Here is a 22,459-nt window from a genome sequence, read left to right on the forward strand (position 1 = left end):
ATGAACATGAAAACAACAATTTACGATGTGGCAAAGGCGGCGGGTGTCTCGATCACAACTGTGTCCCGTGTGATAAACAATACGGGGAGAATCAGCGATAAAACACGGCAGAAGGTCATGAATGTCATGAATGAAATGGCATACACGCCCAATGTCCACGCCGCGGCGTTAACGGGAAAACGAACGAATATGATTGCTCTCGTGGCGCCTGATATTTCAAATCCGTTTTACGGCGAACTGGCCAAAAGCATTGAGGAAAGAGCGGATGAGCTCGGTTTTCAAATGTTGATTTGCAGCACCGATTACGATCCGAAAAAAGAAACAAAGTATTTTTCTGTGCTGAAACAGAAAAAGGTGGATGGCATTATTTTTGCAACAGGGATTGAAAGCCATGACAGTATGTCTGCTTTGGAGGAAATCGCCAGTGAACACATTCCGATTGCCATGATTTCTCAGGATAAGCCGCTTCTTCCGATGGATATTGTTGTGATAGATGACGTTCGTGGCGGATATGAGGCTGCCAAGCATCTTCTGTCACTCGGCCACACGAACATCGCCTGCATTATCGGAGACGGGTCAACGACAGGCGAAAAAAATAGAATCAAAGGCTTCCGTCAGGCGATGGAGGAAGCGGGCGTGCCCATTGATGAATCACTTATCATCCAGACGCGGTTTTCCTTGGAAAGCGGCAAGGAAGAAGCGGGAAAATTGCTCGACAGAAACGCTCCGACTGCTATTTTTGCCTTCAACGACGTATTGGCTTGTGCCGCCATACAAGCTGCGAGAATAAGAGGCTTAAAAGTGCCGGATGATCTTTCTATCATTGGTTTTGATAATACGATACTCGCAGAAATGGCGGCTCCGCCCCTGACAACCGTAGCCCAGCCGATAAAAGAGATGGGGCGGAGCGTCATCGAACTGCTGGCAGAAGCAATAGAGGGAAAACGAAAGGCGAAACAAAAAATAGTGCTCCCGCCTGAGCTTGTAGTCAGACATTCTACATCACCGCTCAACACATGAGCCCGCTAATGAGCGGGTTTTTTCATTATGACAGTTGAAGCCAAAAAAACATATTGCGTGTAAACCAAAGGCAGTGTAAAATGAAACCATCTTTTGAGAAAGCGCTTGCGCAAAATGGCAGAGCGGATAGAACCGCTGTTTTTTTAGCTGTTAAGAGAAAGCGCTTTCCCAAAGCGAGCCTGTAAGAAAAAGGAGAGGATGGGACGTGGAACATCAAGTAAGGTGCGCAGTATTGGGATTAGGAAGGCTCGGTTATTATCATGCGAAAAATCTCGTCACCAGTGTGCCGGGGGCAAAGCTGGTTTGTGTCGGTGATCCGTTAAAAGGGAGAGCAGAGCAGGTTGCCAGAGAACTCGGTATCGAAAAATGGTCAGAGGACCCGTATGAAGTGTTAGAAGATACCGGCATTGACGCTGTCATTATCGTAACGCCGACAAGCACACATGGTGATATGATCATCAAAGCTGCCGAGAACGGCAAACAGATCTTCGTTGAAAAACCGCTGACATTAAGCCTTGAGGAATCAAGAGCAGTTTCTGAAAAAGTGAAAGAGACAGGTGTCATCTGCCAAGTCGGCTTTATGAGACGGTTCGATCCAGCATACGCAGATGCCAAGCGGCGGATCGACGCTGGAGAAATCGGCAAACCTATCTATTATAAAGGCTTTACGCGCGACCAAGGCGCGCCTCCCGCAGAATTTATCAAACACAGCGGTGGAATTTTTATCGACTGTTCCATCCATGACTATGATATTGCCCGTTATTTGCTAGGGGCGGAAATCACTTCTGTTTCAGGACACGGCAGGATTCTGAACAATCCGTTTATGGAGCAGTATGGCGATGTGGATCAGGCGCTGACGTATATTGAATTTGACTCCGGCGCAGCGGGGGACGTCGAGGCAAGCAGAACCTCTCCATACGGACATGACATCCGGGCGGAGGTGATCGGGACAGAGGGCAGTATTTTCATAGGGACATTGAGACATCAACATGTGACCATCCTATCGGCTAAAGGGAGCAGTTTTGATATCATTCCAGACTTTCAAACTCGTTTTCATGAAGCCTACTGCTTGGAGCTTCAGCATTTCGCCGAGTGTGTTCGGAATGGAAAAACACCGATTGTGACTGATATTGATGCGACGATCAATTTAGAAGTGGGTATCGCCGCAACCAATTCCTTTCGAAGCGGCAGGCCGGTACAGCTAGATTGAAGCGCGCTTATACAGGTATGTAAAAGCTAATATGTTGCATTTGAGGCTTTCCACAAAAAAAGCAAGGACATTTTAGCCCTTGCTTTCTCTTTTCTCATATAAATAGTACATATAATCAGTAGGTATGCCTGAATGGTCCAGCTGTCTCAGCATGGCGGTTACGTTCCCTCTATGGTAAGTCCCGTGATTGACGACATGCAGGATAGTGTCTGCATAGGTTGATTCCAGTGTACCTAGTTTCGGATGCTGCATTGTGAAGGTCTGTTCTAAGTCCGTCTGGCGGCTGAAGAAATCATGATACTGTGACTCCAGCTCGGCAGCGTGCTGTTTAATCGCTGCCATATTACCTTGCGCGGACTCTAATTTGCCTGCGCTGTCTATAATCTCTTGGTAGGCCACTCCCGAAAGAACATTCAGCCAAATGTAGTCAGCCCTGCACATATGAAGCAGCACGTCGCTGACAGAAGGAAATACGCTCTTTACTTCTTGATAGGCAGTTTCCTCCGGCAGGTTTTCGATATGGGTAAATATTTTCTTGTTTGCCCAAGAATGATAGTCATAAAACTGTTTTGCATCAGTCATCAGCATGCCCCCTTTTCTAAGAAATTCGTTTTTTTCATCTGTTTCTCCTTCAATTGCAAAAGAGTGACACCCCAAAATATCCTGCCGCTGCCCACATTACCGCTGCAGAGCATTTGTTTACGATCAGCATAAGCCTGCCGCTCGTATCTATCGTCTGAAACAACCGGCCCGCTATTGCAAGGCTGATAAACCAAATCCAAGACACAGCGATGCAGGCGGCCATAAAGAGCCATTTCTCAAGCCCCGAATATTGAAGAGAGCTCGTGCCGATGACGCCGATCGTGTCCAGAATGGCATGCGGGTTTAAAAGAGAAACAGCGGCCGCAAACGCTGCTTGCTTTTTTGGTGTGAACGTATGTTTCTCATTTTGGCTTGTGTTCGGACGGCTGTTCCAAGTCACCCAGCCCATATAAAGCAAAAATAAAAATCCGCCGGCCATCATGACTGTCTCAAACACAGGCAGCTCCTGCACAATGACAGACACGCCCGCAACGGCTAATACGATTAACAGGGTATCGCAGACTGAAGCACTGATGACAGCTGGGAGAGCCCGCAAAATATGCTTTTGCCACGCGCCTTGCTGAAAAATAAACACATTCTGCACTCCCAGCGGCAAAATTAAGCCAAACGCGAGCACAATTCCGTGAATGATTGCATTCATGCTGAAAAAGCTCCTTTCACATTTTTTTTCAATCATAAGAGAGATTGTCACTAAAGTCTCCAGCCATTTGGTTGGGTTAGAAACCAGCCAAATGTATAATGTGTAAAAAAGGGGGGCATGACCTTGTCGCAATGGCAGCCAAGCCGAAAGTCGGATGTTCCGCTGCATCGGCAGATCGAACAATATATGAAAGACAAGATTCTTCACGGAGAGTGGGCTGTAGGGACGAAAATCCCCTCACAGAGAACGCTGGCCGGCATGTTTCAAGTCAACCGCAGCACAGTCACAGCAGCCATAGATGAACTCACGTCTCAAGGCTTGTTAGAGGGAAGAAGAGGCGGCGGTACGAAGGTTGTAAACAGTACTTGGAGCGTGCTGGCGGCTGAGCCTCCGCTTGATTGGAGCGATTACGTCCGTTCGGGCATTCATCGCGCCAATTCTTCCATCATTCAAGCTATTAATCAGAACGAACCAAGAGCGGATATCATCAGATTAGGAACTGGAGAACTTTCATCGGATCTTGTGCCTGCTGACACAATTGGACGGATGTTTCAGCAAATCAATCCGGGCGCCCTGTCTTTAGGATATGAGCAGCCGAAAGGAAACCGTCAGCTGCGGGAGGCAGTGGCCGACCATTTAAAAGGAAAGAAGATCCATGTGTCACCGTCTGCAATTTTAATTGTGTCCGGTGCACTTCAGGCACTTCAGCTCATCTCAATTGGACTTTTAAAACGAGATTCTGTCATTTTGACGGAGAAGCCGTCCTACCTTCAATCCTTGCATGTATTTCAATCAGCTGGGATGCGGCTTCGCGGCTTGCCGATGGATGATGAAGGGGTCAAAGCGGGGCTTGTTTCTTCTAATCGAAAACAATATGGAGGACAGCTGCTTTACACGATTCCGTCGTTTCATAATCCGACAGGCACAGTCATGTCAGAGCAGCGAAGGAAAGAGATCATCAGCCTGTCAAAAAAAGAGCAGCTGCCCATCATTGAGGATGATGCGTACGGTGATTTATGGTTTGAAGAAAAACCTCCGCAGCCGTTGAAAGCAATGGATCATGAGGGCAATATTCTGTATCTGGGCACGTTTTCAAAAACGGTTAGCCCCGGTCTGCGAATCGGCTGGCTTGCCGGTCCGGAGCCGGTTATTGAAAGGCTGGCGGACATTAAAATGCAGACAGACTACGGATCAAGCGGCCTGTCCCAGTGGGCGGCTGCCGAGTGGCTGTCACAGGGGTATTATGAAGAGCATCTGACTTGGGTACGCAGGAAGCTTAAAGAAAGGAGAGACGCCGCCGTTCATTTTCTCGAGCGGTATGCCGGGGACATTGCCACGTGGCGGATTCCCGCAGGCGGCTTTTATATTTGGGTGACATTTCACAAAAACCTGCCTGTCAGCCGTTTCTTTTATGGATTGCTGAAACGGCAGGTGCTTGTGAATCCCGGCTACATTTATGACGGTGAAGACCGAAACAGCATCAGGCTGTCATATTCCTATGCATCTCTTGGAGATTTGGAAACTGGCATTAAAGCGGCAGCTGAAACAGCACGCTGCCTGATGATGTCCTAAGCTTTGGTTATACGATGACAGCTCCCAGTGCCCTGGCGAAGGCAATCGCGTGCTCAGGTGCGATTTTGCAGCCTTTCAATTTGTCGAGGGAGACATGAAGCTGTTCAAAACGGCACGTGCTGATGTCCATGTTTTGAAGGGATGTGCCGGTAAAGCTGGCGCCTTCCAATTCGCATCCGTCAAAGTGTGTCTGCTGGAGCACCGTATTGCTGCATTCACTTTGCATAAGAGCACAGTGGTCAAATCGAACTTGTTTCATATTTGAGTACGAAAATGAGCTGAAATGTCCGTGGCATTCCTCGAATGAAACATTCCGCAGCGTTGCTTCCGCCACATTCATTCCAACCATTTTTGACTGCTTAACTGAAGTTCTGTGAATGACAGCCCCGCTGAAATCGGCGTTTGATAAATCACATTTTTCAAAGATCACATCGGTCAGTTCAATATGCCGAAAAGACACATCGATAAAGACGACATTTCTGAATACCGTTTTTTCCACACAGAGTCTTTCGATATCTTCGCCGCAGATTGTACAATCTTCAAACAAATGCATGCTGATTACATCATCCTGCGTCACGGCATCATGAAAATCTGCGGTTTGCAGGTTTTCCGGTATGTTTGGTTTTTGAATTGCGATTTTATTCATGTGATGACATCCTTTGCTGCCCGAAAAACAGAGGCTTCCGGGTTCAATTTAATAGATCGTTAAGGAAATTGATACATATAGTAAATCGTGAAGAGCCTTTTCTTGGTACAGCAGCCAGCTTGTTTTGTAAGCATAAATGGAAAGCTTCCTATACGTCAAGGCGTTTACAGGCCGGGAAAGCCAAAGGGAACAGGAGGAATGCGGAATGGGGCATTACATCAAAACCGAGGAGCATGTGACACTGTTTGTAGAGGATATCGGACATGGAAGGCCGATCATCTTTTTGCACGGGTGGCCGTTGAATCATAAGATGTTTGAATATCAAATGAATGAGCTTCCGAAAAGGGGATTTCGTTTTATCGGCGTTGATTTACGGGGATATGGGCAATCTGACCGCCCTTGGGAAGGCTACGATTATGACACGATGGCCGATGATGTGAAAGCAGTCATTTATACGCTGCAGCTTGAGAATGCGATTCTTGCCGGTTTTTCAATGGGCGGCGCCATTGCAATCCGTTATATGGCAAGGCATGAAGGAGCCGATGTTGATAAGCTGATTTTACTGTCTGCGGCGGCCCCCGCGTTTACAAAACGCCCGGGTTATCCGTACGGGATGAGGAAGCAGGATATTGACGATATGATTGAATTGTTCAAAGCTGATCGGCCCAAAACACTGGCTGATTTAGGGAAACAGTTTTTTGAGAAAAAAGTGTCTCCAGAGCTTAGACAGTGGTTTCTCAATCTGATGCTGGAGGCCTCCTCCTACGGGACGATCCACTCGGGCATCGCATTAAGAGACGAAGATCTCAGAAAGGAACTTGCTGCAATCAAGGTGCCGACGCTGATCCTGCACGGGAGAAAGGATAGAATTGCGCCGTTTGATTTTGCGAAAGAATTGAAGCGCGGCATCAAACAGTCGGAATTGGTTCCGTTTGCAAACAGCGGGCACGGAGCATTTTATGAGGAAAAAGAGAAGATCAACAGTTTGATTGCGCAGTTCTCCAACTCATAAGAATAAACCCGACATTGATCGGGTTTTTTATATAATTCCTCTGTTTTGCAGTGCGTTAATGATGAAATCAGCTCCATCGGAAATAGAGGTCTGGTCTGACTCAATGATGAAATCGGGTGAAAGCGGCGCTTCATACGGAGAATCGATCCCGGTGAAATGTTTGATCTCTCCGTTTCGCGCTTTTTTATAAAGCCCTTTTGGATCGCGCTGTTCACAAACATGCAGCGGGCACTTCACATAAATTTCGAAGAACTCACCTTTAGGAAAGAGCGCTCTAACCATGTCCCGATCCTCTCTGAATGGAGAAATAAAAGCCGTTAAAATCATTTGCCCGCTGTCGACAAACAGCTTCGCCACTTCTCCGATCCGGCGGATGTTTTCAATCCTGTCACCAGTCTGAAATCCAAGATCTTTGTTTAAGCCGTGGCGGATATTATCACCGTCAAGCACGTAGCTCTGAATGCCCTTGCGGTAAAGCTTTTCATCGACAGCATTGGCCAGCACCGATTTTCCGGAGCCGGACAAACCTGTAAACCAAAGGACGCAGCTTTTGTGTCCGTTTAAGGACTGTCTGTCAGACTTTGAGATGGCAGCGGGATGCCAAATGATGTTCGGATTGTGTGTCATTGCAATTCCCCGCTGTTTTGCTTGATGGCAACAGGCTGTTGGTGAAGTCCCTTGATCAGCACGGCTGCGACCTCAGGCCGGCTGAATTCTTTAGGCGGCTTTTTGCCTTGGCGGAGAAGCTCTCTCACTTTTGTGCCTGATAAGTGGATGTGGTCTCTCGGGCTGTGCGGACATGTTTTGGAGGTGCCCATGTTTCCGCATTTTCGGCAATAAAAGCTGTGCTCAAAAAACAGCGGCTTGATGCCCAGCTCTTCCTCTGTGAATGATTGAAAAATATTTTGGGCGTCGTATGTTCCATAGTAGCTGCCGACACCCGCGTGATCACGGCCTACAATAAAATGGGTGCAGCCGTAATTTTTTCGGACGAGCGCATGGAAAATCGCTTCCCGCGGACCTGCATAACGCATGGCGGCAGGGAAAACCGATAACATGACACGATCCTTTGGATAATAGTGATTAAGCAAAGCCTGGTAGCTCTCCATTCTGATATCGCTGGGGATATCGTCTGACTTTGTTTCTCCGACAAGCGGGTGAAGCAGCAGACCGTCGACCGTTTCTAACGCTGTTTTTTGAATGTATTCATGCGCTCTGTGAACAGGGTTCCTGGTTTGAAAGCCGACAATCGTTTTCCAGCCGAGTTTTTGAAAGGCCGCTCTTGTTTCAGCGGGCGTTGCATAAAACTGTTCGAAAGATTTGTCAGGCAGGCTGCTGACCGTGATAGGCCCTCCGATATAGTAATCCGGGCGCGCCAGCAATTTTTTTACGCCTGGGTGGGCAGGATCGTTTGTTTTAAAAACAGACAGTGCTTCTTGTGTTTTATCAGGCTGGTATATATCGGTGACTGTGATCATGCCGTAGGTAACACCGTCTTTCACAAGCTTGACGTGATCTCCGGCAGACAGCTGTCTTGCTGTTTTTTCTCCGACAGGCAGCGTAATCGGCAGGCTCCACGGCAAGCCGTTTGCCAGCCTCATCTCTTTCACAACGGAATGATAATCTTTTTCTCCCAAAAAACCTGTTAACGGGCTGTAGCCGCCGATCGCAATAAGCTCCAGATCACTCAGTGCAAGCTGATCCAGCTCTGCTTGGCACGCGCACCCTTCAAAATGGCATGCGGGATCACAGCGGTTGATTAATACCCCTCCGTGGGGTTCGTTTCCATTCAACGTGTTCAACCTCCAATTATACGTTTCCTTGTTTTCTTTTCTGCAGTTAATGAAAGTTTGACATCAGCGTCTCAACATCATTTCGATTCTCACATCAAGAACCTGCCATCCGCTATTCTTGATGCAGGCCGCATTCTGTTTTCTCCCGTCCGGCCCATCTTCCAGCCCTCTCATCGTTCGGGTCCGGGGAAGGCAGTGTACACATTTCACAGCCTATGCTCGGATAATGTTGATCGTGCAGTTTGTTATAAGGCAAATTGTGCAGGCGGATGTACGTCCAAACGTCATCCCATGTCCAGTGGATGAGCGGGCAAATTTTGATGAGCTCAAACTTCTGGTCCAGGTTTACGTATTGAATATGTTTTCTCGTTGGTGACTGCTCTCGGCGCAGTCCTGAAATCCAAGCTGTCATGCCGGACAGGTGCTTTTTGAGCGGTTCGATTTTCCGCAATTGGCAGCAGAGGTTCGGGTTATGCTTCCACAGCTCTCCGCCGTACTTCGTCCCCTGTTCTGTTAAGCTCAGCTCGGGTTCGAGCATCTGGATTGCAAATCCCGGATATCGCTCTTTGACGGTTTCGATCAGCTCATATGTTTCCTGAAAATGAAGCCCAGTATCCAAAAAGATGATGTGTGCGTGTTTGTTGATTTTTGATATTAAGTCGAGAAGCACCATTCCTTCTGCGCCAAAGCTGCATGCGTACACAATCTTTTCTCCGTACGTTCGGTAAGCCCATTTCAACACATCGAGCTCATCGATCAATTGATCCGTTATCTGTTTGGACAGCATGTCGTTCCATGTGTCATATGTGATGGTTTTGTTCAATGTTTTCCCCCCGTTTGCATCTGCTTTTTTTATCTATTGATCGAGTTATAGGCAGACTATTCATTTTTTGCATAAAGGTTCAGGTTTTAGGTGCAGCGCCCGCCTAAAATGAGGTGCGGAACCATTAAGAGCCCGGCTGAATATGCTTTTTAGCAAAATGGTTTTATGCCCAAGGAGAGGTAGTATGCCGATTGCCATTTATCAGGGGCATCATCATTCGCTTGCCCCGGCGGACATTAACATCGTCATTGATGTCATCAGAGCCTTTACGGTCGCCCATTATGCGTTTATCGGCGGGGCGAAAGAGATTTTGTTGGTCCGGACAGCTGATGAAGCCTTTGCGCTGAAAGACACCTATCCGGATTATGTTTTGACGGGAGAGGAAAAGGGGGTCGGTATCAGCGGATTTGATTTAGATAATTCTCCAAAACGTATGGCTGGGCAGAATATGACGGATAAAAGCCTGATCCAGAAAACAACAAACGGCGTCACAGCAGCATTGGGGGCGCTGAACGCAAAGCATCTGTTCGTAACTGGATTTTCCAATGCCAAAACAACGGCACAGCATGTGAAAAAGCTCGTCGCAAACGATTGTGTCATAAACATAGTGGCTTCCCATCCATCCGGTGATGACGATATGGCATGTGCGGAGTATATCAAAGGCATCATTGAAGGGACAAATGTGGTAACGGCTGCGGAGGCGATTGAAAGAATAAAAGGCTCTTCTGTTGCGGAGAAGTTTTTTGACTGCCGCCAGCCATTGTTTGATTCGGAAGACATCGTTTACTGTACAAAAGAACTGACGGGCGATTTCGTGATGAAAGTGAAACAAGATGGAGAAGTTCCAACGATAGAGAGGGTCATAATATGAATGATTTTTCACTAGAATTGCCAGTGAGAACAAACAAGCCGAGAGAAACCGGGCAGTCCATTTTAATTGATAACGGCTATCCCTTGCAATTTTTCAAAGATGCGATAGCCGGAGCGTCCGACTATATTGATTTTGTGAAATTCGGCTGGGGCACATCATTACTTACGAAAGATCTTGAAGAAAAAATCAGCACACTGAAAGAACATGACATTACATTTTTCTTTGGCGGCACACTGTTTGAAAAGTACGTAAGCCAGAAAAAAGTGAATGAATTTCATCGGTACTGCACCTATTTCGGCTGTGAATATATTGAGATTTCAAACGGTACGCTCCCGATGACAAATAAAGAGAAAGCGGCTTACATTGCCGATTTTTCTGATGAATTTCTTGTGCTCAGTGAGGTGGGCAGCAAGGATGCGGAATTAGCAAGCCGGCAAAGCTCTGAGGAATGGCTTGAATATATCGTTGAGGATATGGAAGCGGGCGCGGAAAAAGTGATTACAGAAGCCAGAGAAAGCGGAACGGGAGGGATCTGTTCCAGCAGCGGCGATGTCAGGTTTCAAATTGTTGACGACATCATTTCCTCGGATATTGATATCAACAGGCTGATTTTTGAAGCGCCTAACAAAACGCTTCAGCAAGGGTTTATTCAAAAAATCGGGCCGAATGTGAATCTGGCCAATATTCCATTTCATGATGCCATCGCGTTGGAAACGCTGCGTTTAGGGCTAAGATCCGATACCTTTTTTCTGTAAAATAGCGGCTGCGGGGCTCTCGTCGTGAAGAGAGCCTCTGCCTATTATTTTTTATGGCGGTACATAGGCGTGAGATAGGGAAGTGAGGTCAGGCGGATGTTGTAGATGAAGTCGATGACTCTTGTCGATATCACCTGGCATATGAGGGCTTGAATGACGATGCCCCAGTCAATAATAGACGCGGTGACCATAAAAATGATGCAATTCATGATGAGCAGGATCGTTCCAGGATTCCCGCCGCGGTAGATAGAAATCATCAGAGCAAGGGCTCCGAATCCTCCGTTCGAAATTTTATATTTGTATAAAAGTCCGATTCCGAGTCCCAATAACACTGCGCCGCTTGCCAGATCAAGCCACAGGTTAGATGTGATATCAGGAAAAACTGCATCAAAGATCAATACCGAGACAGAGGTGACGGTGATAGAAGCGAGGGTGCCGGTGAATGTTCTCATCTCCAGCCATTTTAAAGCGGTAAAAAGCATTGATACATTCACAGCCCACACTGAAAATCCGTGGGGGATTTGAAACAGATAATGCAATAGCACCGCAATACCTGCTGCACCGCCTGTCGGAATATCATGCGGAAATAAAAACAAGGACATGCCGAGTCCTTGTAGTACGCCGCCTACGACAATCATAAACGTAAGTTTTGCTTTCATCAGCAGTTCAGCCATTAAGTCATTTGCTCCTTTATGAAAAGACTTGTCCGCTGTTTTCATTTTATGAGGCTGTCCATTATTTATGTCTCAAAATAAAGAAATGGCCCAGCTTAATAGGCTGAGCCATCCCACTTGTAGCGATTGACGATCTCCATATTGATCTCTGTGCCAATGCCTTTTCCTTTCGGGATGTGGACCATTCCTTTTGAAGGCTGCAGGCTGACGAGATCTGTAAAAGGATTCTCCATGACGTCCCACTCGATCGGTTCAATGTGATCGTTCTTCATTTTAGACCATGGGGGCAGACAGGCTTGTGCAAATAAAGCATAGAGCCGTGAGAGCGATCCGTCATATGCATGGGCGGATGCTCTGACGCCGAAATAACGCGCGAGCTGGAGGCAGTCCCGAAACTCATCAATTCCGTTGACATGCATGACATCGGGCTGAATGATATCCAAACAGCGCTGTGAAAGGAGAGGCACATATTGCGCCGGGCCTTTCATGTTTTCTCCGCCGGCAACAGGAACAGACAAACGGCTTCGAAGCATAGCGTAATCCTGCGGCTGATCAAAGGGCAAAGGCTCCTCAAGCCAGCCAATGTTCGTCCATTCGGAGAAATAGCGCTCCCATTTAAAAGCCGCAGCGGCATCGTAGCTTTGGTTTGCGTCCAGAATCATCGTAATGGAGCTGCCTGCTGTATGCTGCAGCGCATTGATGTGCCGGACATCCTCCTTGAATGAAGTCCCGCCAATTTTGACTTTGATTTGCTCAAAACCTTTTTTCAACTGGGCTTCAACATTGGAGACTGAGCGGCTGATCCATTGCGGGGAGTCTGAGTACGATTGAAAAGACGCGTACACAGGAATCTCCTCTCTGTATCGCCCGCCCCATAATTCGCAAACCGAACAATCCGCAGCTTTGGCTGCAATCTCTGTCAGCGCCATGCTTACAGCGGAGGCCGCCCGCTGGTGCCATTTTTGAATCGTGCGCACTAATGACAGGCGGCTGCCAGCCTGTTTTCCTAATAGAAATGGGATGATCCGCTTCGTAAAACCGACATGGAGAGCAGGGAGCCAATCAACGCATTCTCCCCAGCCGTCTATCCCGCTTTCGGTGATAATCCTGATGAGATAACAAGTCCGATATCGTTTAAACCCATTGGCATCTCCGTATGGCTTTTCTAATCGATGAAATAGCGGAAAGGTTTCAATCCGTACAATTTTCACACTGGGTGCTACCTTTCCTCAGCGGGCTGGAGCCGATTGCCAGCCATTTTAGGGCCTTCTTTTTCTTTTGTTTCTTCATTGTTTTGCTTCACATGGATGAGCATCATCACAAGAATCCCGACAACGAGAGTCAATCCCGCGATGCTTAAAAACATGCCGGGTCTGGACCATTGCATCAGGCGGCCGAAAATCGGAGGACCGATCGCTACCCCTAAGAAACGTACAGAGCCGTACAGCGAGGTGACAAATCCCCGTCTTTCTTTGCCGACAGCCCCGGTAATGAAACTGTTCACACAAGGAAGGACAAGACCTGAGCCTATACTGCTCAGTACAAGAACACTGATAAAAAGGACAAGATTTTCAATGAATGACAGTGCCGCGTAGGATACGGTCATGAACGCCAATCCAAGTACGATCAGCTTTTTCATTAACGATTGCTTTTGCCCGATTTTGCTTCCTGTTGTATAGGACGTCACACACATAACCAAAAGCGGGATCGCTAAAATTAAGCCTTTTTTCACGCCGTCGGTGTCGTATGTTTTTTCAAGAACATCTGAGAGATAAAACAGGATGCCGAATAAAGTAAACAAACAGGTCGCACCGGCTAAATAAGCGGTAAACAGCCATCTGCCTTCATGTTTAAAGACACTTAACAGCCCTTTTGCATATTTTCCGATTGGTGGCGGTTCTTTTTCCTTTTTCTTTTCTTTAATAAAAATCCAAGTCAGTACGATCGAAATGATACAAAACACAGGAAAGGCAAAAAACGCGCCATACCAGACAAGCAGGGCGATCAGCGAGCCAATGATCGGCGATAGCACTTTCCCCATGCCGTTTGAAGCTTCAACAAGGCCGAGCACCTTGCTCTCCTGGGCGCCTTTAAACAGATCTCCCGTCAGTGCCATGGCAATTGGGCCGGTTCCGGCTGCCCCGATTCCCTGTAACGCTCGTCCTGCCATGACCCAAGGGTAGGCATTGTCAAAAAAACCTGCCGCAAACCCGGCTAACAAACCGCCGGCACCATACAAAATTAAGCAGGGAATAATGATGACTTTCCTTGAGAATCGGTCTGCGAGATAACCGACAATCGGAATCGCAAATGCTGCAATCAAGGAAAATACTGTGATCACGAGACTGACTTGAAATTGTGATAAATGAAGTTCAGATTTCATTTTTGGCAAAATCGGAATAAGCATCGAGTTTCCTAGGGTTAATATTAAAGGGATTGAACCGATTGCTACAATCGTCATTCCGTTATTTTGTTTTGATGATTCCATCTCAGAGCACACTCCTTTTCTTCTGCTTAGAATGTCCCTGATGGCTTCGTTTATTCAGCGATCAGACAGCAAAAAACCGAACAGAAGATACCTGTTCGGGAAAAAAGAGGGTTAACCGAGAGCCTGTGAAATCAAAGCATATATGTGTCCATTTTGAATAGGCGCTTTTTTCTGATAGAACAAAAGCGGAGGTTCATCATCTTTACGAAATCCCATTTCTATCAGGCTGCCATGCAGAGACGTGTGTTCACTCGGTATATCGATTCGCATCGGCCCTTGTTTGCCGGCCGCCAGCCTGTTAATTATTTGTGCTGCAACATCTGATGATGGAGCGATGATAGGGCCGAATTTCAAATTGGCCGGTGTCTGTACAGAAAGTCCGTAGCCAATGAGCTGTCCGTCCTGATTTCGGGCGATGATACATTCGCATGAAGCAGAAATAAGCTGCTGCAAAAGGTTTGATCGATCTCCGCCAAAGGCAGCCAGATCCGCCGCGGTTAAGTCGTGAAAGTCTTGTTCTCTAAAGGATGTCAGTTCAGCATCAAGCTTTTTTGTATAAGGTTGAAAACTGTGACAGCTGTACTTTCGCACTGAACCTGCCGTATGAAAACCTGCTTTTTCATAAAGCGGCAAACCTTCTTTTGTGGCGCAAAGTCTGATGGCGGTGTTTTCATCTGTTTGGGTGATACAGGCGTTTACCATACGCCGGCCGAGACCGAGCCGTTGATATTCTTTGTCCACGATCACGAGGCCGATAGAAGCAAGACGGCCAAACAAAAACAAGCCGATGCAGGAAATAATATCACCGCTGACATTTTGATAGCCGAAAAAGTGTCCTTGCTGGACAAGCAGTGCCAGCTCTTGTTCGCCGTAATCCGGCCACCCGGCTTGCCTGCAAAGCCGCAATAGACTAGGGATATGTTCTTCATGAAGCTTAATCAGCTCATCGATTACCCTCATACAGATCACCTGCTTGTTTCGAGTTTTTTATACATGATGATATGTGTGCCTATGCCGGGAATCTCAAACGGTTCGCCGAGTTCTTCCCAGCCAAGCTTTGAATAGTAGCCTTTCACATGGCTTCTGGCATTGCACCAGACTGCCTGAACGCCGTTCTTTGCCAGTTTCTGCTCCGCGTGTTTGATCAGCGTGCTACCGCCTTTTTGATCGCGATACCCTTCAAGCGTTGCCATGCCTCTCAGCCGATATGCTGGGGATTCTGTTATTAATGGCTGATTTTGCGGGGAAAAAGAAGCGATGCTGATCAGCTTCCCTTCAAAAAATGCGCCGAGATGAAAGGAGCCTTTTGCATGATCCTCTTCATATTTGCATTGTTCAATGGATTGATGGGGACGCAGAATGCGGTGCCGGATTTCATATGTATCTTCCGCGGAAATGGTTTTGACTTCGAGCATAATGTTCCTCCTCATGACTGTTTTTCTATATCGTAACACGAATCCTGTTGAAAAAGACCGCCCGATTGGATCAGACAGTCTTTAAAGGGATTAATGCAAAAAGATATTTTGGCGCTGCTCATCTTTTTGCTGAATATATGAAGTGAGCTCAGCGGTTAAGTCAGATCTGAGGAAAGGCGTTATCAAGTAGATGCCGTTAAACAGCTCGCATGCCGTATCCAGCAGGGAGCGTGCAATTGCAAGGCCTTCCGTCTTTTGCTTTTCTTTATCTTCACCGGCATGGGCCATTTTTTCGCGAATCGTATCAGACAGCTTAATGCCGGGAATTTCATTATGGATGAATTCGGCATTCCGGCTGCTTGTCAGCGGCATGATGCCGATATAGATCGGCGTCTTCAGATGTTTTGTTTCGTTATGGATATCGACAAGCTGCTGCTCGGAATAGACAGGCTGAGAAACAAAATAATCTGCGCCGCAATCTATTTTTTTCTCAAGCCGTTTTACCGCTTTATCCAGATGGCGGACGTTAGGATTAAATGCGGCGGCAACTGAGAAATTCGTTTTCTTGCCGAGCGGTTTTCCAGACAGAGACAGACCTTCATTGAATTGTTTGATCAGCCTGATTAAATCAAAAGATGTTAAATCATATACAGACGTCGCACCAGGAAAATCCCCGATTTTAGAAGGGTCACCTGTAATCGCAAGCACGTCATTCAGCCCTAACGTATCAAGGCCCATTAAATGTGACTGTAAGCCGATAATGTTACGGTCACGGCACGTAATATGGACAAGGGAACGCATATCGAGCTGCTGCTTGACAAGGGCGCCGCAGGCAACATTGCTGATCCGCGGGGTCGCCAAAGAATTGTCGGCGAGTGTCAGGGCATCGATTCCCGCTTCTTTTAATTCAGCAGCAGCGGACAGAAATTTGTCAAAGCTCAGTTTTTTCGGCGGGTCCAGCTCTACGATAATAGAGCGTTTTTTCGCTGCGATCTCATCCAGGCCGGGCTCGGTTCGCTCGTGATGAACAGAAATGAATTCTTTGGCCCGGGTTTTGACTTCTTTTTCCGTAATCGGAGCCAGTCCGCCAACTGCTTCCGCCATCGCCCTGATGTGATTCGGCGTTGTGCCGCAGCAGCCGCCGATAATCCGCGCGCCTTGCTTACGGAATTCTAACGCGCTGTTTTGAAAATACGTGTCGTCTGTTTCATAGACGAGCCGTCCCTCTTCAAGCGAAGGAAGACTGCTGTTCGGATAAACGGATAAGAATACGTCATCAAAAATCGGCACTTCGCTGAGCGCTTCAATCATATGATAAGGGCCTAGGCGGCAGTTAATGCCGACGATATCAGCTCCGAGATCCGCAATCGAGCGCAATGCGTCAGAAAGCGGCGTTCCGTCCTGCAATACGCCTTGCTCGTGCATGGAGACATTGAGCATAATCGGAAGATCAGTCTCTTTGCGCGCGATTTTCAGCACTTCACGTGCTTCTTCCAAATCATAATACGTTTCTAACAGCAAGCCATCCGGCTCTTCATGCAGCAGCAGATACAGCTGCTCGCGGAAGCTGCGCTTAATTTCGTCAAGACTGTACGCGTTTTTATTAAATGTGCGTATGCCGCCCATCGTTCCAAGCACGTATGCATCGCCTGCTGAAGCCCGCGCGATCTTTACGGCCTCCTGATTCATTTTTTTGATGTCATCCTCAAGCCCGTGTCTGGATAATTTAATATAGTTGGCCCCGTACGTATTCGTTTGAATAATGTTGGCTCCCGCTTCAACGTACGCTTTATGTATGCGCTGAATTTCCTCCGGCTTTGAAATATTGAGCTCCTCAAAACACCTGTCAATGCCATAGGAGTAGAGGAGCGTCCCCATGGCGCCGTCACCGATTAACACCTGTCTTTGCAAATCTTCTAAAAGTCCCATTGTCTGCCTCCTTTATTCACATCAGCAAGGAAAAAAGAGAAATAAAAAAAGTCCTCTTAAGAAGAAGACTTTGTCAGTGATTTTGTCTCTTCTTATCTTCCAAGCTGTTCGAGCTTGCTGGATTTAGCACCTTGGTCATGGCTGATCGCCATTACACCGGTTGCTGAAGCTTCGTCGGGCCAGTCCCTCTGCTTCTCTTGATAAGAACGGATATAAAATTTTCGTGTCAGGAAGTGCCAAAAGATACCTGGCGTTTTTCCCTTTCTCCAAATTTACCGAAAATAAAGACAATAATCAATAGGAATCATAAAATTTATCTGAAATTTATAAATTGAACGTCAATTGGCAGATCTGCTCCCCGCACAGCTGAGATAATCTGCTGCAGGTCATCTTTGTTTTTTCCGGTGACACGCACTTGATCATCCTGCACCTGAGACTTTACTTTCAGTCCGGAGTTTTTGATGATCGTATTGATTTTTTTTGCGTTGTCCTTGTCAATGCCTTGAACAAGCTTTGCACGCTGGCGCACCGTTCCGCCTGACGCGTTTTCAACCTTGCCGTACTCAATGTTTTTTGTCGGTACGTTTCGTTTAATCAATTTGCTGACCAGCACATCTTTCAGCTGGCTTAATTTGAATTCGTCATCGGAAACGAGGACGAGCTCCTCTTTATCTAAAGAAATGTTGCTTTTGCTGCCTTTAAAGTCATATCGGGTACTGATTTCCTTCAGTGCAATTTGGATTGCGTTTTGCACTTCAGGCAATTCCACCTTGGATACAATATCAAATGAGCTTTCTTTTGCCATATGAAAACCTCCATAACATTTAACTTATGTGTTGATTATAGTAGAATAAAGAGAAACTTCCAACAGAACAAAGAATCAATTTGTGATGATTGGAAAAAATGTTAACAAAATCCGCAGAGAATAAGCGGAACAGGAAGGACGATAGCATGAGACCAGGGCAGCAATTAACCTTGAGTATAGATCACCAAACCGACTTCGGTTACTTTTTAACCGATGGGGAAGATACGATTCTCTTACATAACAGTGAAATGACTGAGGATATCGAGGACAGAGACGAAGTAGAAGTCTTTATATACGTCGACCAGCAGGAAAGGCTTGCGGCCACGATGAAAATTCCGGTCATCAGCGCGGATGAATATGGCTGGGTTGAAGTGGTGGATAAAGTGGAAGATATGGGCGTTTTCGTTGATGTCGGTTTATCGAAGGACGCACTAGTCGCAACTGAGCATTTGCCGCCGTACGAAGATGTCTGGCCGCAAAAAGGGGACAAACTTTACTGTATGCTGAAGGTGACGAACCGGGGGCGCATGTTTGCGAAACCAGCGCCGGAAGATATCATCAGCGAACTGTTTATCGACGCTTCAGAAGATCTGATGAATAAAGAGCTGACAGGTACGGTGTACAGGCTGATCGCATCGGGTTCATTCGTGATCACGGATGACGGTATCCGCTGTTTTATTCACCCGTCAGAAAGAAAAGAGGAGCCAAGACTGGGTTCAAGAGTCACAGGCCGGGTGATTCAAGTGAAAGAAGACGGTTCAGTCAACTTGTCGCTGCTTCCGAGAAAACAGGATGCAATGTCTGTTGATGCTGAGTGCATTCTAACGTATATGAGAATGAGAAACGGTGCCATGCCGTACAGTGACAAAAGCCAGCCTGATGATATCAGAGAACGTTTTAATATGAGCAAAGCCGCCTTTAAACGCGCGCTGGGCCATTTGATGAAAAACGGAAAAGTGTATCAGGAAAATGGATGGACATACGAGAAAAAATAGCATGAAAACGGCTCGCCTGCAGCAGACTGCGGAGCGAGCCGTTTTTTTATGTCTAGTTTAATTCATCAACCAGCGTTCTGATTGCCATTTCGCGATCCACATTGTCTGAAATCGCAATCGGCGTAATATCAATGGCGAGAATGATCAGAATCAGGGCACCTGCTGCAGCAACATAAGAAACATAATAGAAATAGTTAGCGGTATCAACAGTGTTGACAAGCTCGGCCTGAACTCTGGATGTATCATCCTTGGAAGCGGCGATTTCCTTTGCTGCTTCTACTTTTTCTTCAACGATTTGACCTGCTTTTTTCAGCAGTTCATCCACTTTCAATGCATCTTTGCTGTAAACAGCTTTCTTCAGGTTATCAAAAAAGTCAGCATCCTCTTTTTTAATATCAGCGACAACCTGATTGGCAAAAGCCTTTGCCTGTTTTGTGTTGAGTTTGTCTGTCATCGCTTTATTAAAGACCTCTGGAAGCTGTTTGCCAACTTCCCCTTGGGCAAACACAAAGCCTTTAAAAATTTCCTCACCTGAATACTCAAGCTGCTTTGCCTGTGCCACACTTTCTTGCTGCTTCACCAAAAACACAGTCGTCACCAATACAACCGACAAAAATACTAGAAACGCCTTCTTCAAACTGAAACCTCTCCCTTCTTGTGTTTTTTATTCCACAACCGTCTGCGAATATATGTAAATTGAATCGTGGAATCGATAGGAGTGAGATACAATATCAAAATGCCGGCCATGATAATCGAAAAACTGATGAGGCCCAGCATGACTGCAAAAATCTCATGCATAAAAACAGCGATGAGCAAAATCAATCTCCAATGCTTCTTCGGCGCAAACAGCGCCGCGAAGATGACAATTTGAACCAGCAGCGTCCCCCATGTCGGAATCACCACGAACGGACTTGTTACAATTGGCTTCGTTAACGCCTGAAAAAAGCCGTTGAAGCCAATGGTTTTTTCCTGGGCGAAATAATAGACGGCCGTTCCGTCCACCCATTCCTGCTGAGACAGCTTAGCGACGGTAGAGTGAAAATAAAGCACCGCCACTTGGATTCTGATCACAAAATAAGAAATAAAAGCTGTTATTTTTCCAAGTGTTCTTTTGCCCTCTATAGGTCTCGTACTCCAATGCCATTTTCTCGGATCGGTCAGCGTGATGGGAAGCAATAAAAAGGTCATGACGGCTGCTGCCTGCTCGCCTCCGTCGATGACGATCAGCGATGACTGCAGGCTGTAACTGACATACCAATGCAGAACCCCGGTGATTCTGGGGCGCCAGCCAATGACAACAAGCACCAGAATGGCAATGCAGACCCATCTGAAAAGATTTAACATCATATAGTTATTTTCGCCGAGGCAAAAGAGACTGAGATTCATTTTACAAGCTGGATAGCTGCTGATCCCGCTGGCTGGCTTCATAATGAGGCTCGGGTGATTGATGAGCAGCGTCAGCAGGCTGGATAGCGCAATGATGCTTCGCGCGAGGCCGTATACATTTGTCCACGGGTTTCTTTCGTCCCATCTGGTGATGGTCTGTTTTATGTTTTCGAGCATGAGATCACAACCTTGACTATGCTTTTTACCTGATAAGACGAAGGGGTGTATTTAGAATAGCTCCAAGGAACAATATCCTCTTTCGTCAAATAGTAGCTGCCACAAAGCAGCGGGCGGGGAGCGGGTGTTTTTAATTGCACGGTTTTGGCTTTGCTTTTGCATGCGCCGAGGTCCTTTTCTTTACATGCTGTCCACTGTTCCTTGCCGACTTGGCTGTAGATCACGCCCATTTCAACGCCTTGTGACCGCCCATACCGATATAGGCCGAATAGGTTGTCAGCCCTCATATTGGGCCATCTGACCTTGGCGCTGGCATTTTCAGCCTCATATAAGCCGATTGCAGTATCACGCGGGTTTTTGCTAAAAAAGCCCCAGCCCTGAGGGAGGATGCTGGACATGAGAAATTTGGAGTCCTTTGTCAGCGGAATCGGGGTTGTCCCTAAGCTGCCAATAATAGAAAACAGAAATAGCGAACCCCAAAGGATTGAAAAAATGACAAAAAATGATATCGATTTCTGCATTCGACTGCTCCTTTTAACCTGAAGAATCGTTTTTACACTTTTCATAATATAAAAACATTTATGTAATAAAAAGGTTAAAAAGTATGAGAAATCCCATTTTTGTTAAAAGAAAAAACAGGACATTTTACACTGCTATATGTGATTGATATATAGTGTTTTTTTAGATATATTTAAACCATGAAAACGAATCAAGTTAATGACCGCTGGATTGTTCAATTTCGAAAAGGGATTTTCGAGCTGGCCATCCTATCCCTACTGCGTTCTAAACCGATGTACGGTTATGAGCTGACGTCATCCTTAAAAACCACCTCGGCGCTAGCTATTTCAGAGGGAGCGATTTATCCGATTCTGAAACGTATGACCGAGAAGGGATGGATCGAATTTTTTTGGGAAGATTCACTGGACGGCCCGAAAAGAAAGTATTACAAAATGACGCAAAAAGGAGAAGAAATGTTAAAAGAACGGCTGGAGAAATACCTGGAAACCCATCAAGCCTTACTGTCTTTATCGGGGGATTTGCTATGAATGGACAGCTTATCATTGACCGATACATGGAGGAACTAAATGCAGAGCTGGCGAATATGCCTGATGTAGAGAGAGAAAACGCTATCGACGAATTAAAGGGGCATATCACCGCTTTCGTTCAAGACAGAATCAAAGCCAGCCTTAGTGAAGAGGAACTGCAGAAAGCTGTTGAATCTGAATTTTCTCATCCGAAGGAGCTTGCCGAATTGATGATGGGTGACGGGGGAGAGACGAAAAGGAGGAGGTCTTTATTGGGCAAAAGCTGGCTTTCGGTCCTTCTCATTGTCACGATTATCGCCCTGCCGCTGCTGCCGTCCGACTTCAGACATCTGCCGCTGGCTGTTTATTTAATGGTGCTCGCCGGATATGTATGGAAGCGGAAAAAATTGATGATGTTTGCAGGTGTCAGAAAAAACAAAATGCGCTCTCAAAATGAGATTGTTACGATTTCGCGAGTCGGTGCGGTTTATCTGCTGTTTTTAGCAGTGCTGCTTCTTTTGAGCCCGTTCCTCAATGCGCTTGTCGTCCTGCTGCTGATTGCAGTAAGCTGCGCCGCTTTTTTTCTTTTTCTTAACATCAAGTAATCTTGTAGGAGGCTG

Annotated in this window: 24 protein-coding genes, 1 pseudogene and 1 riboswitch; of the genes and pseudogenes, 9 read left to right on the top strand and 16 right to left on the bottom strand. The window is 46.6% G+C overall.

The features are described from left to right. Positions 1-6 precede the first annotated feature (6 nt). On the top strand, positions 7-1,020 hold the full coding sequence (gene degA / locus NSQ83_RS06075) for a transcriptional regulator DegA (protein WP_198878848.1): 1,014 nt from the start codon (positions 7-9) through the stop codon (positions 1,018-1,020). A 205-nt stretch (positions 1,021-1,225) separates the two neighbouring features. Then, positions 1,226-2,253, top strand: a pseudogene (iolX, locus tag NSQ83_RS06080) (scyllo-inositol 2-dehydrogenase). A gap of 49 nt (positions 2,254-2,302) precedes the next feature. On the opposite strand, the gene NSQ83_RS06085 reads toward iolX, so the two are convergent. Both NSQ83_RS06085 and NSQ83_RS06090 read right to left on the bottom strand, forming a co-directional pair. Beyond that, the gene (locus tag NSQ83_RS06085) at positions 2,303-2,812 is read right to left on the bottom strand and encodes a DinB family protein (protein ID WP_198878850.1); all 510 of its coding nucleotides are present in this window, start codon (positions 2,810-2,812) and stop codon (positions 2,303-2,305) included. Positions 2,813-2,861: 49 nt separating this feature from the next. Beyond that, on the bottom strand, positions 2,862-3,524 hold the full coding sequence (locus tag NSQ83_RS06090) for a LysE/ArgO family amino acid transporter (RefSeq protein ID WP_198878851.1): 663 nt from the start codon (positions 3,522-3,524) through the stop codon (positions 2,862-2,864). 66 nt (positions 3,525-3,590) lie between these two features. Here NSQ83_RS06090 and NSQ83_RS06095 point away from each other — a divergent pair, with 66 nt between their 5' ends. After that, the gene (locus NSQ83_RS06095) at positions 3,591-5,045 is read left to right on the top strand and encodes a PLP-dependent aminotransferase family protein (RefSeq protein WP_198878852.1); all 1,455 of its coding nucleotides are present in this window, start codon (positions 3,591-3,593) and stop codon (positions 5,043-5,045) included. A 7-nt stretch (positions 5,046-5,052) separates the two neighbouring features. Here NSQ83_RS06095 and NSQ83_RS06100 read toward each other — a convergent pair whose 3' ends face one another. After that, positions 5,053-5,691 (bottom strand): pentapeptide repeat-containing protein, encoded by a 639-nt coding sequence (locus NSQ83_RS06100; protein WP_014479410.1) that lies wholly within the window; start codon positions 5,689-5,691, stop codon positions 5,053-5,055. A gap of 205 nt (positions 5,692-5,896) precedes the next feature. On the opposite strand from NSQ83_RS06100, the gene NSQ83_RS06105 reads away from it, so the two are divergent. Further along, positions 5,897-6,703, top strand: coding sequence for an alpha/beta hydrolase (locus NSQ83_RS06105; RefSeq protein WP_003245141.1), 807 nt, complete (start codon positions 5,897-5,899; stop codon positions 6,701-6,703). A gap of 27 nt (positions 6,704-6,730) precedes the next feature. Here NSQ83_RS06105 and cysC read toward each other — a convergent pair whose 3' ends face one another. The 3 genes from cysC to NSQ83_RS06120 form a co-directional block, all read right to left on the bottom strand. After that, positions 6,731-7,330, bottom strand: a complete 600-nt coding sequence (cysC, locus tag NSQ83_RS06110) for an adenylyl-sulfate kinase (RefSeq protein WP_032721314.1) — start codon at positions 7,328-7,330, stop codon at positions 6,731-6,733. Further along, positions 7,327-8,496 carry a sulfate adenylyltransferase gene (sat, locus tag NSQ83_RS06115; RefSeq protein WP_003233054.1) on the bottom strand — a complete coding sequence of 390 codons (1,170 nt, stop codon included), beginning with the start codon at positions 8,494-8,496 and terminating at the stop codon, positions 7,327-7,329. The genes cysC and sat overlap by 4 nt, the downstream gene beginning before the upstream one ends. A gap of 112 nt (positions 8,497-8,608) precedes the next feature. Beyond that, the gene (locus NSQ83_RS06120) at positions 8,609-9,319 is read right to left on the bottom strand and encodes a phosphoadenylyl-sulfate reductase (protein WP_198878853.1); all 711 of its coding nucleotides are present in this window, start codon (positions 9,317-9,319) and stop codon (positions 8,609-8,611) included. A gap of 184 nt (positions 9,320-9,503) precedes the next feature. On the opposite strand from NSQ83_RS06120, the gene NSQ83_RS06125 reads away from it, so the two are divergent. Together NSQ83_RS06125 and NSQ83_RS06130 are read left to right on the top strand one after the other, a co-directional pair. Beyond that, on the top strand, positions 9,504-10,190 hold the full coding sequence (locus tag NSQ83_RS06125; protein ID WP_003233050.1) for a 2-phosphosulfolactate phosphatase: 687 nt from the start codon (positions 9,504-9,506) through the stop codon (positions 10,188-10,190). Beyond that, a complete protein-coding gene (locus NSQ83_RS06130) occupies positions 10,187-10,945 on the top strand; it encodes a phosphosulfolactate synthase (protein WP_003233048.1) in 759 nt (252 codons plus the stop codon). Before NSQ83_RS06125 ends, NSQ83_RS06130 begins: the two co-directional genes overlap by 4 nt. A gap of 44 nt (positions 10,946-10,989) precedes the next feature. On the opposite strand, the gene NSQ83_RS06135 is transcribed toward NSQ83_RS06130, so the two are convergent. From NSQ83_RS06135 to NSQ83_RS06165, 7 genes are all read right to left on the bottom strand, one after another. Further along, on the bottom strand, positions 10,990-11,619 hold the full coding sequence (locus NSQ83_RS06135; protein WP_009966972.1) for a YitT family protein: 630 nt from the start codon (positions 11,617-11,619) through the stop codon (positions 10,990-10,992). 95 nt (positions 11,620-11,714) lie between these two features. Then, on the bottom strand, positions 11,715-12,830 hold the full coding sequence (locus NSQ83_RS06140) for a mandelate racemase/muconate lactonizing enzyme family protein (RefSeq protein ID WP_003245056.1): 1,116 nt from the start codon (positions 12,828-12,830) through the stop codon (positions 11,715-11,717). Between the two features lie 8 nt (positions 12,831-12,838). Continuing rightward, the gene (locus tag NSQ83_RS06145) at positions 12,839-14,107 is read right to left on the bottom strand and encodes an MFS transporter (RefSeq protein ID WP_198878854.1); all 1,269 of its coding nucleotides are present in this window, start codon (positions 14,105-14,107) and stop codon (positions 12,839-12,841) included. Between the two features lie 111 nt (positions 14,108-14,218). Next, a complete protein-coding gene (locus tag NSQ83_RS06150) occupies positions 14,219-15,067 on the bottom strand; it encodes a GNAT family N-acetyltransferase (RefSeq protein WP_003233039.1) in 849 nt (282 codons plus the stop codon). A gap of 5 nt (positions 15,068-15,072) precedes the next feature. Continuing rightward, positions 15,073-15,522 (bottom strand): GNAT family N-acetyltransferase, encoded by a 450-nt coding sequence (locus NSQ83_RS06155; protein ID WP_003233038.1) that lies wholly within the window; start codon positions 15,520-15,522, stop codon positions 15,073-15,075. A gap of 90 nt (positions 15,523-15,612) precedes the next feature. After that, positions 15,613-17,451, bottom strand: a complete 1,839-nt coding sequence (locus NSQ83_RS06160) for a bifunctional homocysteine S-methyltransferase/methylenetetrahydrofolate reductase (RefSeq protein ID WP_003233035.1) — start codon at positions 17,449-17,451, stop codon at positions 15,613-15,615. Between the two features lie 89 nt (positions 17,452-17,540). After that, a riboswitch (SAM riboswitch) is annotated at positions 17,541-17,658 on the bottom strand. Between the two features lie 106 nt (positions 17,659-17,764). Continuing rightward, positions 17,765-18,256, bottom strand: coding sequence for a YajQ family cyclic di-GMP-binding protein (locus NSQ83_RS06165; RefSeq protein WP_198878855.1), 492 nt, complete (start codon positions 18,254-18,256; stop codon positions 17,765-17,767). A 98-nt stretch (positions 18,257-18,354) separates the two neighbouring features. Between NSQ83_RS06165 and NSQ83_RS06170 the strand changes: the two genes are divergently transcribed. Beyond that, positions 18,355-19,251, top strand: coding sequence for a S1 RNA-binding domain-containing protein (locus NSQ83_RS06170; protein ID WP_198878856.1), 897 nt, complete (start codon positions 18,355-18,357; stop codon positions 19,249-19,251). 52 nt (positions 19,252-19,303) lie between these two features. Here NSQ83_RS06170 and NSQ83_RS06175 read toward each other — a convergent pair whose 3' ends face one another. From NSQ83_RS06175 to NSQ83_RS06185, 3 genes are read right to left on the bottom strand one after another with little or no spacing between them, the layout of a single operon-like run. Beyond that, positions 19,304-19,888, bottom strand: a complete 585-nt coding sequence (locus NSQ83_RS06175) for a sporulation delaying protein family toxin (RefSeq protein WP_003244950.1) — start codon at positions 19,886-19,888, stop codon at positions 19,304-19,306. Next, positions 19,885-20,814, bottom strand: a complete 930-nt coding sequence (locus NSQ83_RS06180) for a sporulation-delaying protein SdpB family protein (protein WP_033883608.1) — start codon at positions 20,812-20,814, stop codon at positions 19,885-19,887. The genes NSQ83_RS06175 and NSQ83_RS06180 overlap by 4 nt, the downstream gene beginning before the upstream one ends. Beyond that, complete coding sequence (locus NSQ83_RS06185) at positions 20,799-21,335, bottom strand: SdpA family antimicrobial peptide system protein (protein ID WP_003245405.1); 537 nt, start codon at positions 21,333-21,335, stop codon at positions 20,799-20,801. Before NSQ83_RS06185 ends, NSQ83_RS06180 begins: the two co-directional genes overlap by 16 nt. 177 nt (positions 21,336-21,512) lie before the next feature. Here NSQ83_RS06185 and NSQ83_RS06190 point away from each other — a divergent pair, with 177 nt between their 5' ends. After that, a complete protein-coding gene (locus tag NSQ83_RS06190; RefSeq protein ID WP_003245674.1) occupies positions 21,513-21,860 on the top strand; it encodes a PadR family transcriptional regulator in 348 nt (115 codons plus the stop codon). Continuing rightward, positions 21,857-22,444 carry a hypothetical protein gene (locus tag NSQ83_RS06195; RefSeq protein WP_033883606.1) on the top strand — a complete coding sequence of 196 codons (588 nt, stop codon included), beginning with the start codon at positions 21,857-21,859 and terminating at the stop codon, positions 22,442-22,444. The genes NSQ83_RS06190 and NSQ83_RS06195 overlap by 4 nt, the downstream gene beginning before the upstream one ends. The last annotated feature ends 15 nt before the right edge of the window (positions 22,445-22,459 follow it).

This window comes from Bacillus sp. PS217 (genome assembly GCF_037963535.1).
Taxonomy (GTDB): domain Bacteria; phylum Bacillota; class Bacilli; order Bacillales; family Bacillaceae; genus Bacillus; species Bacillus subtilis.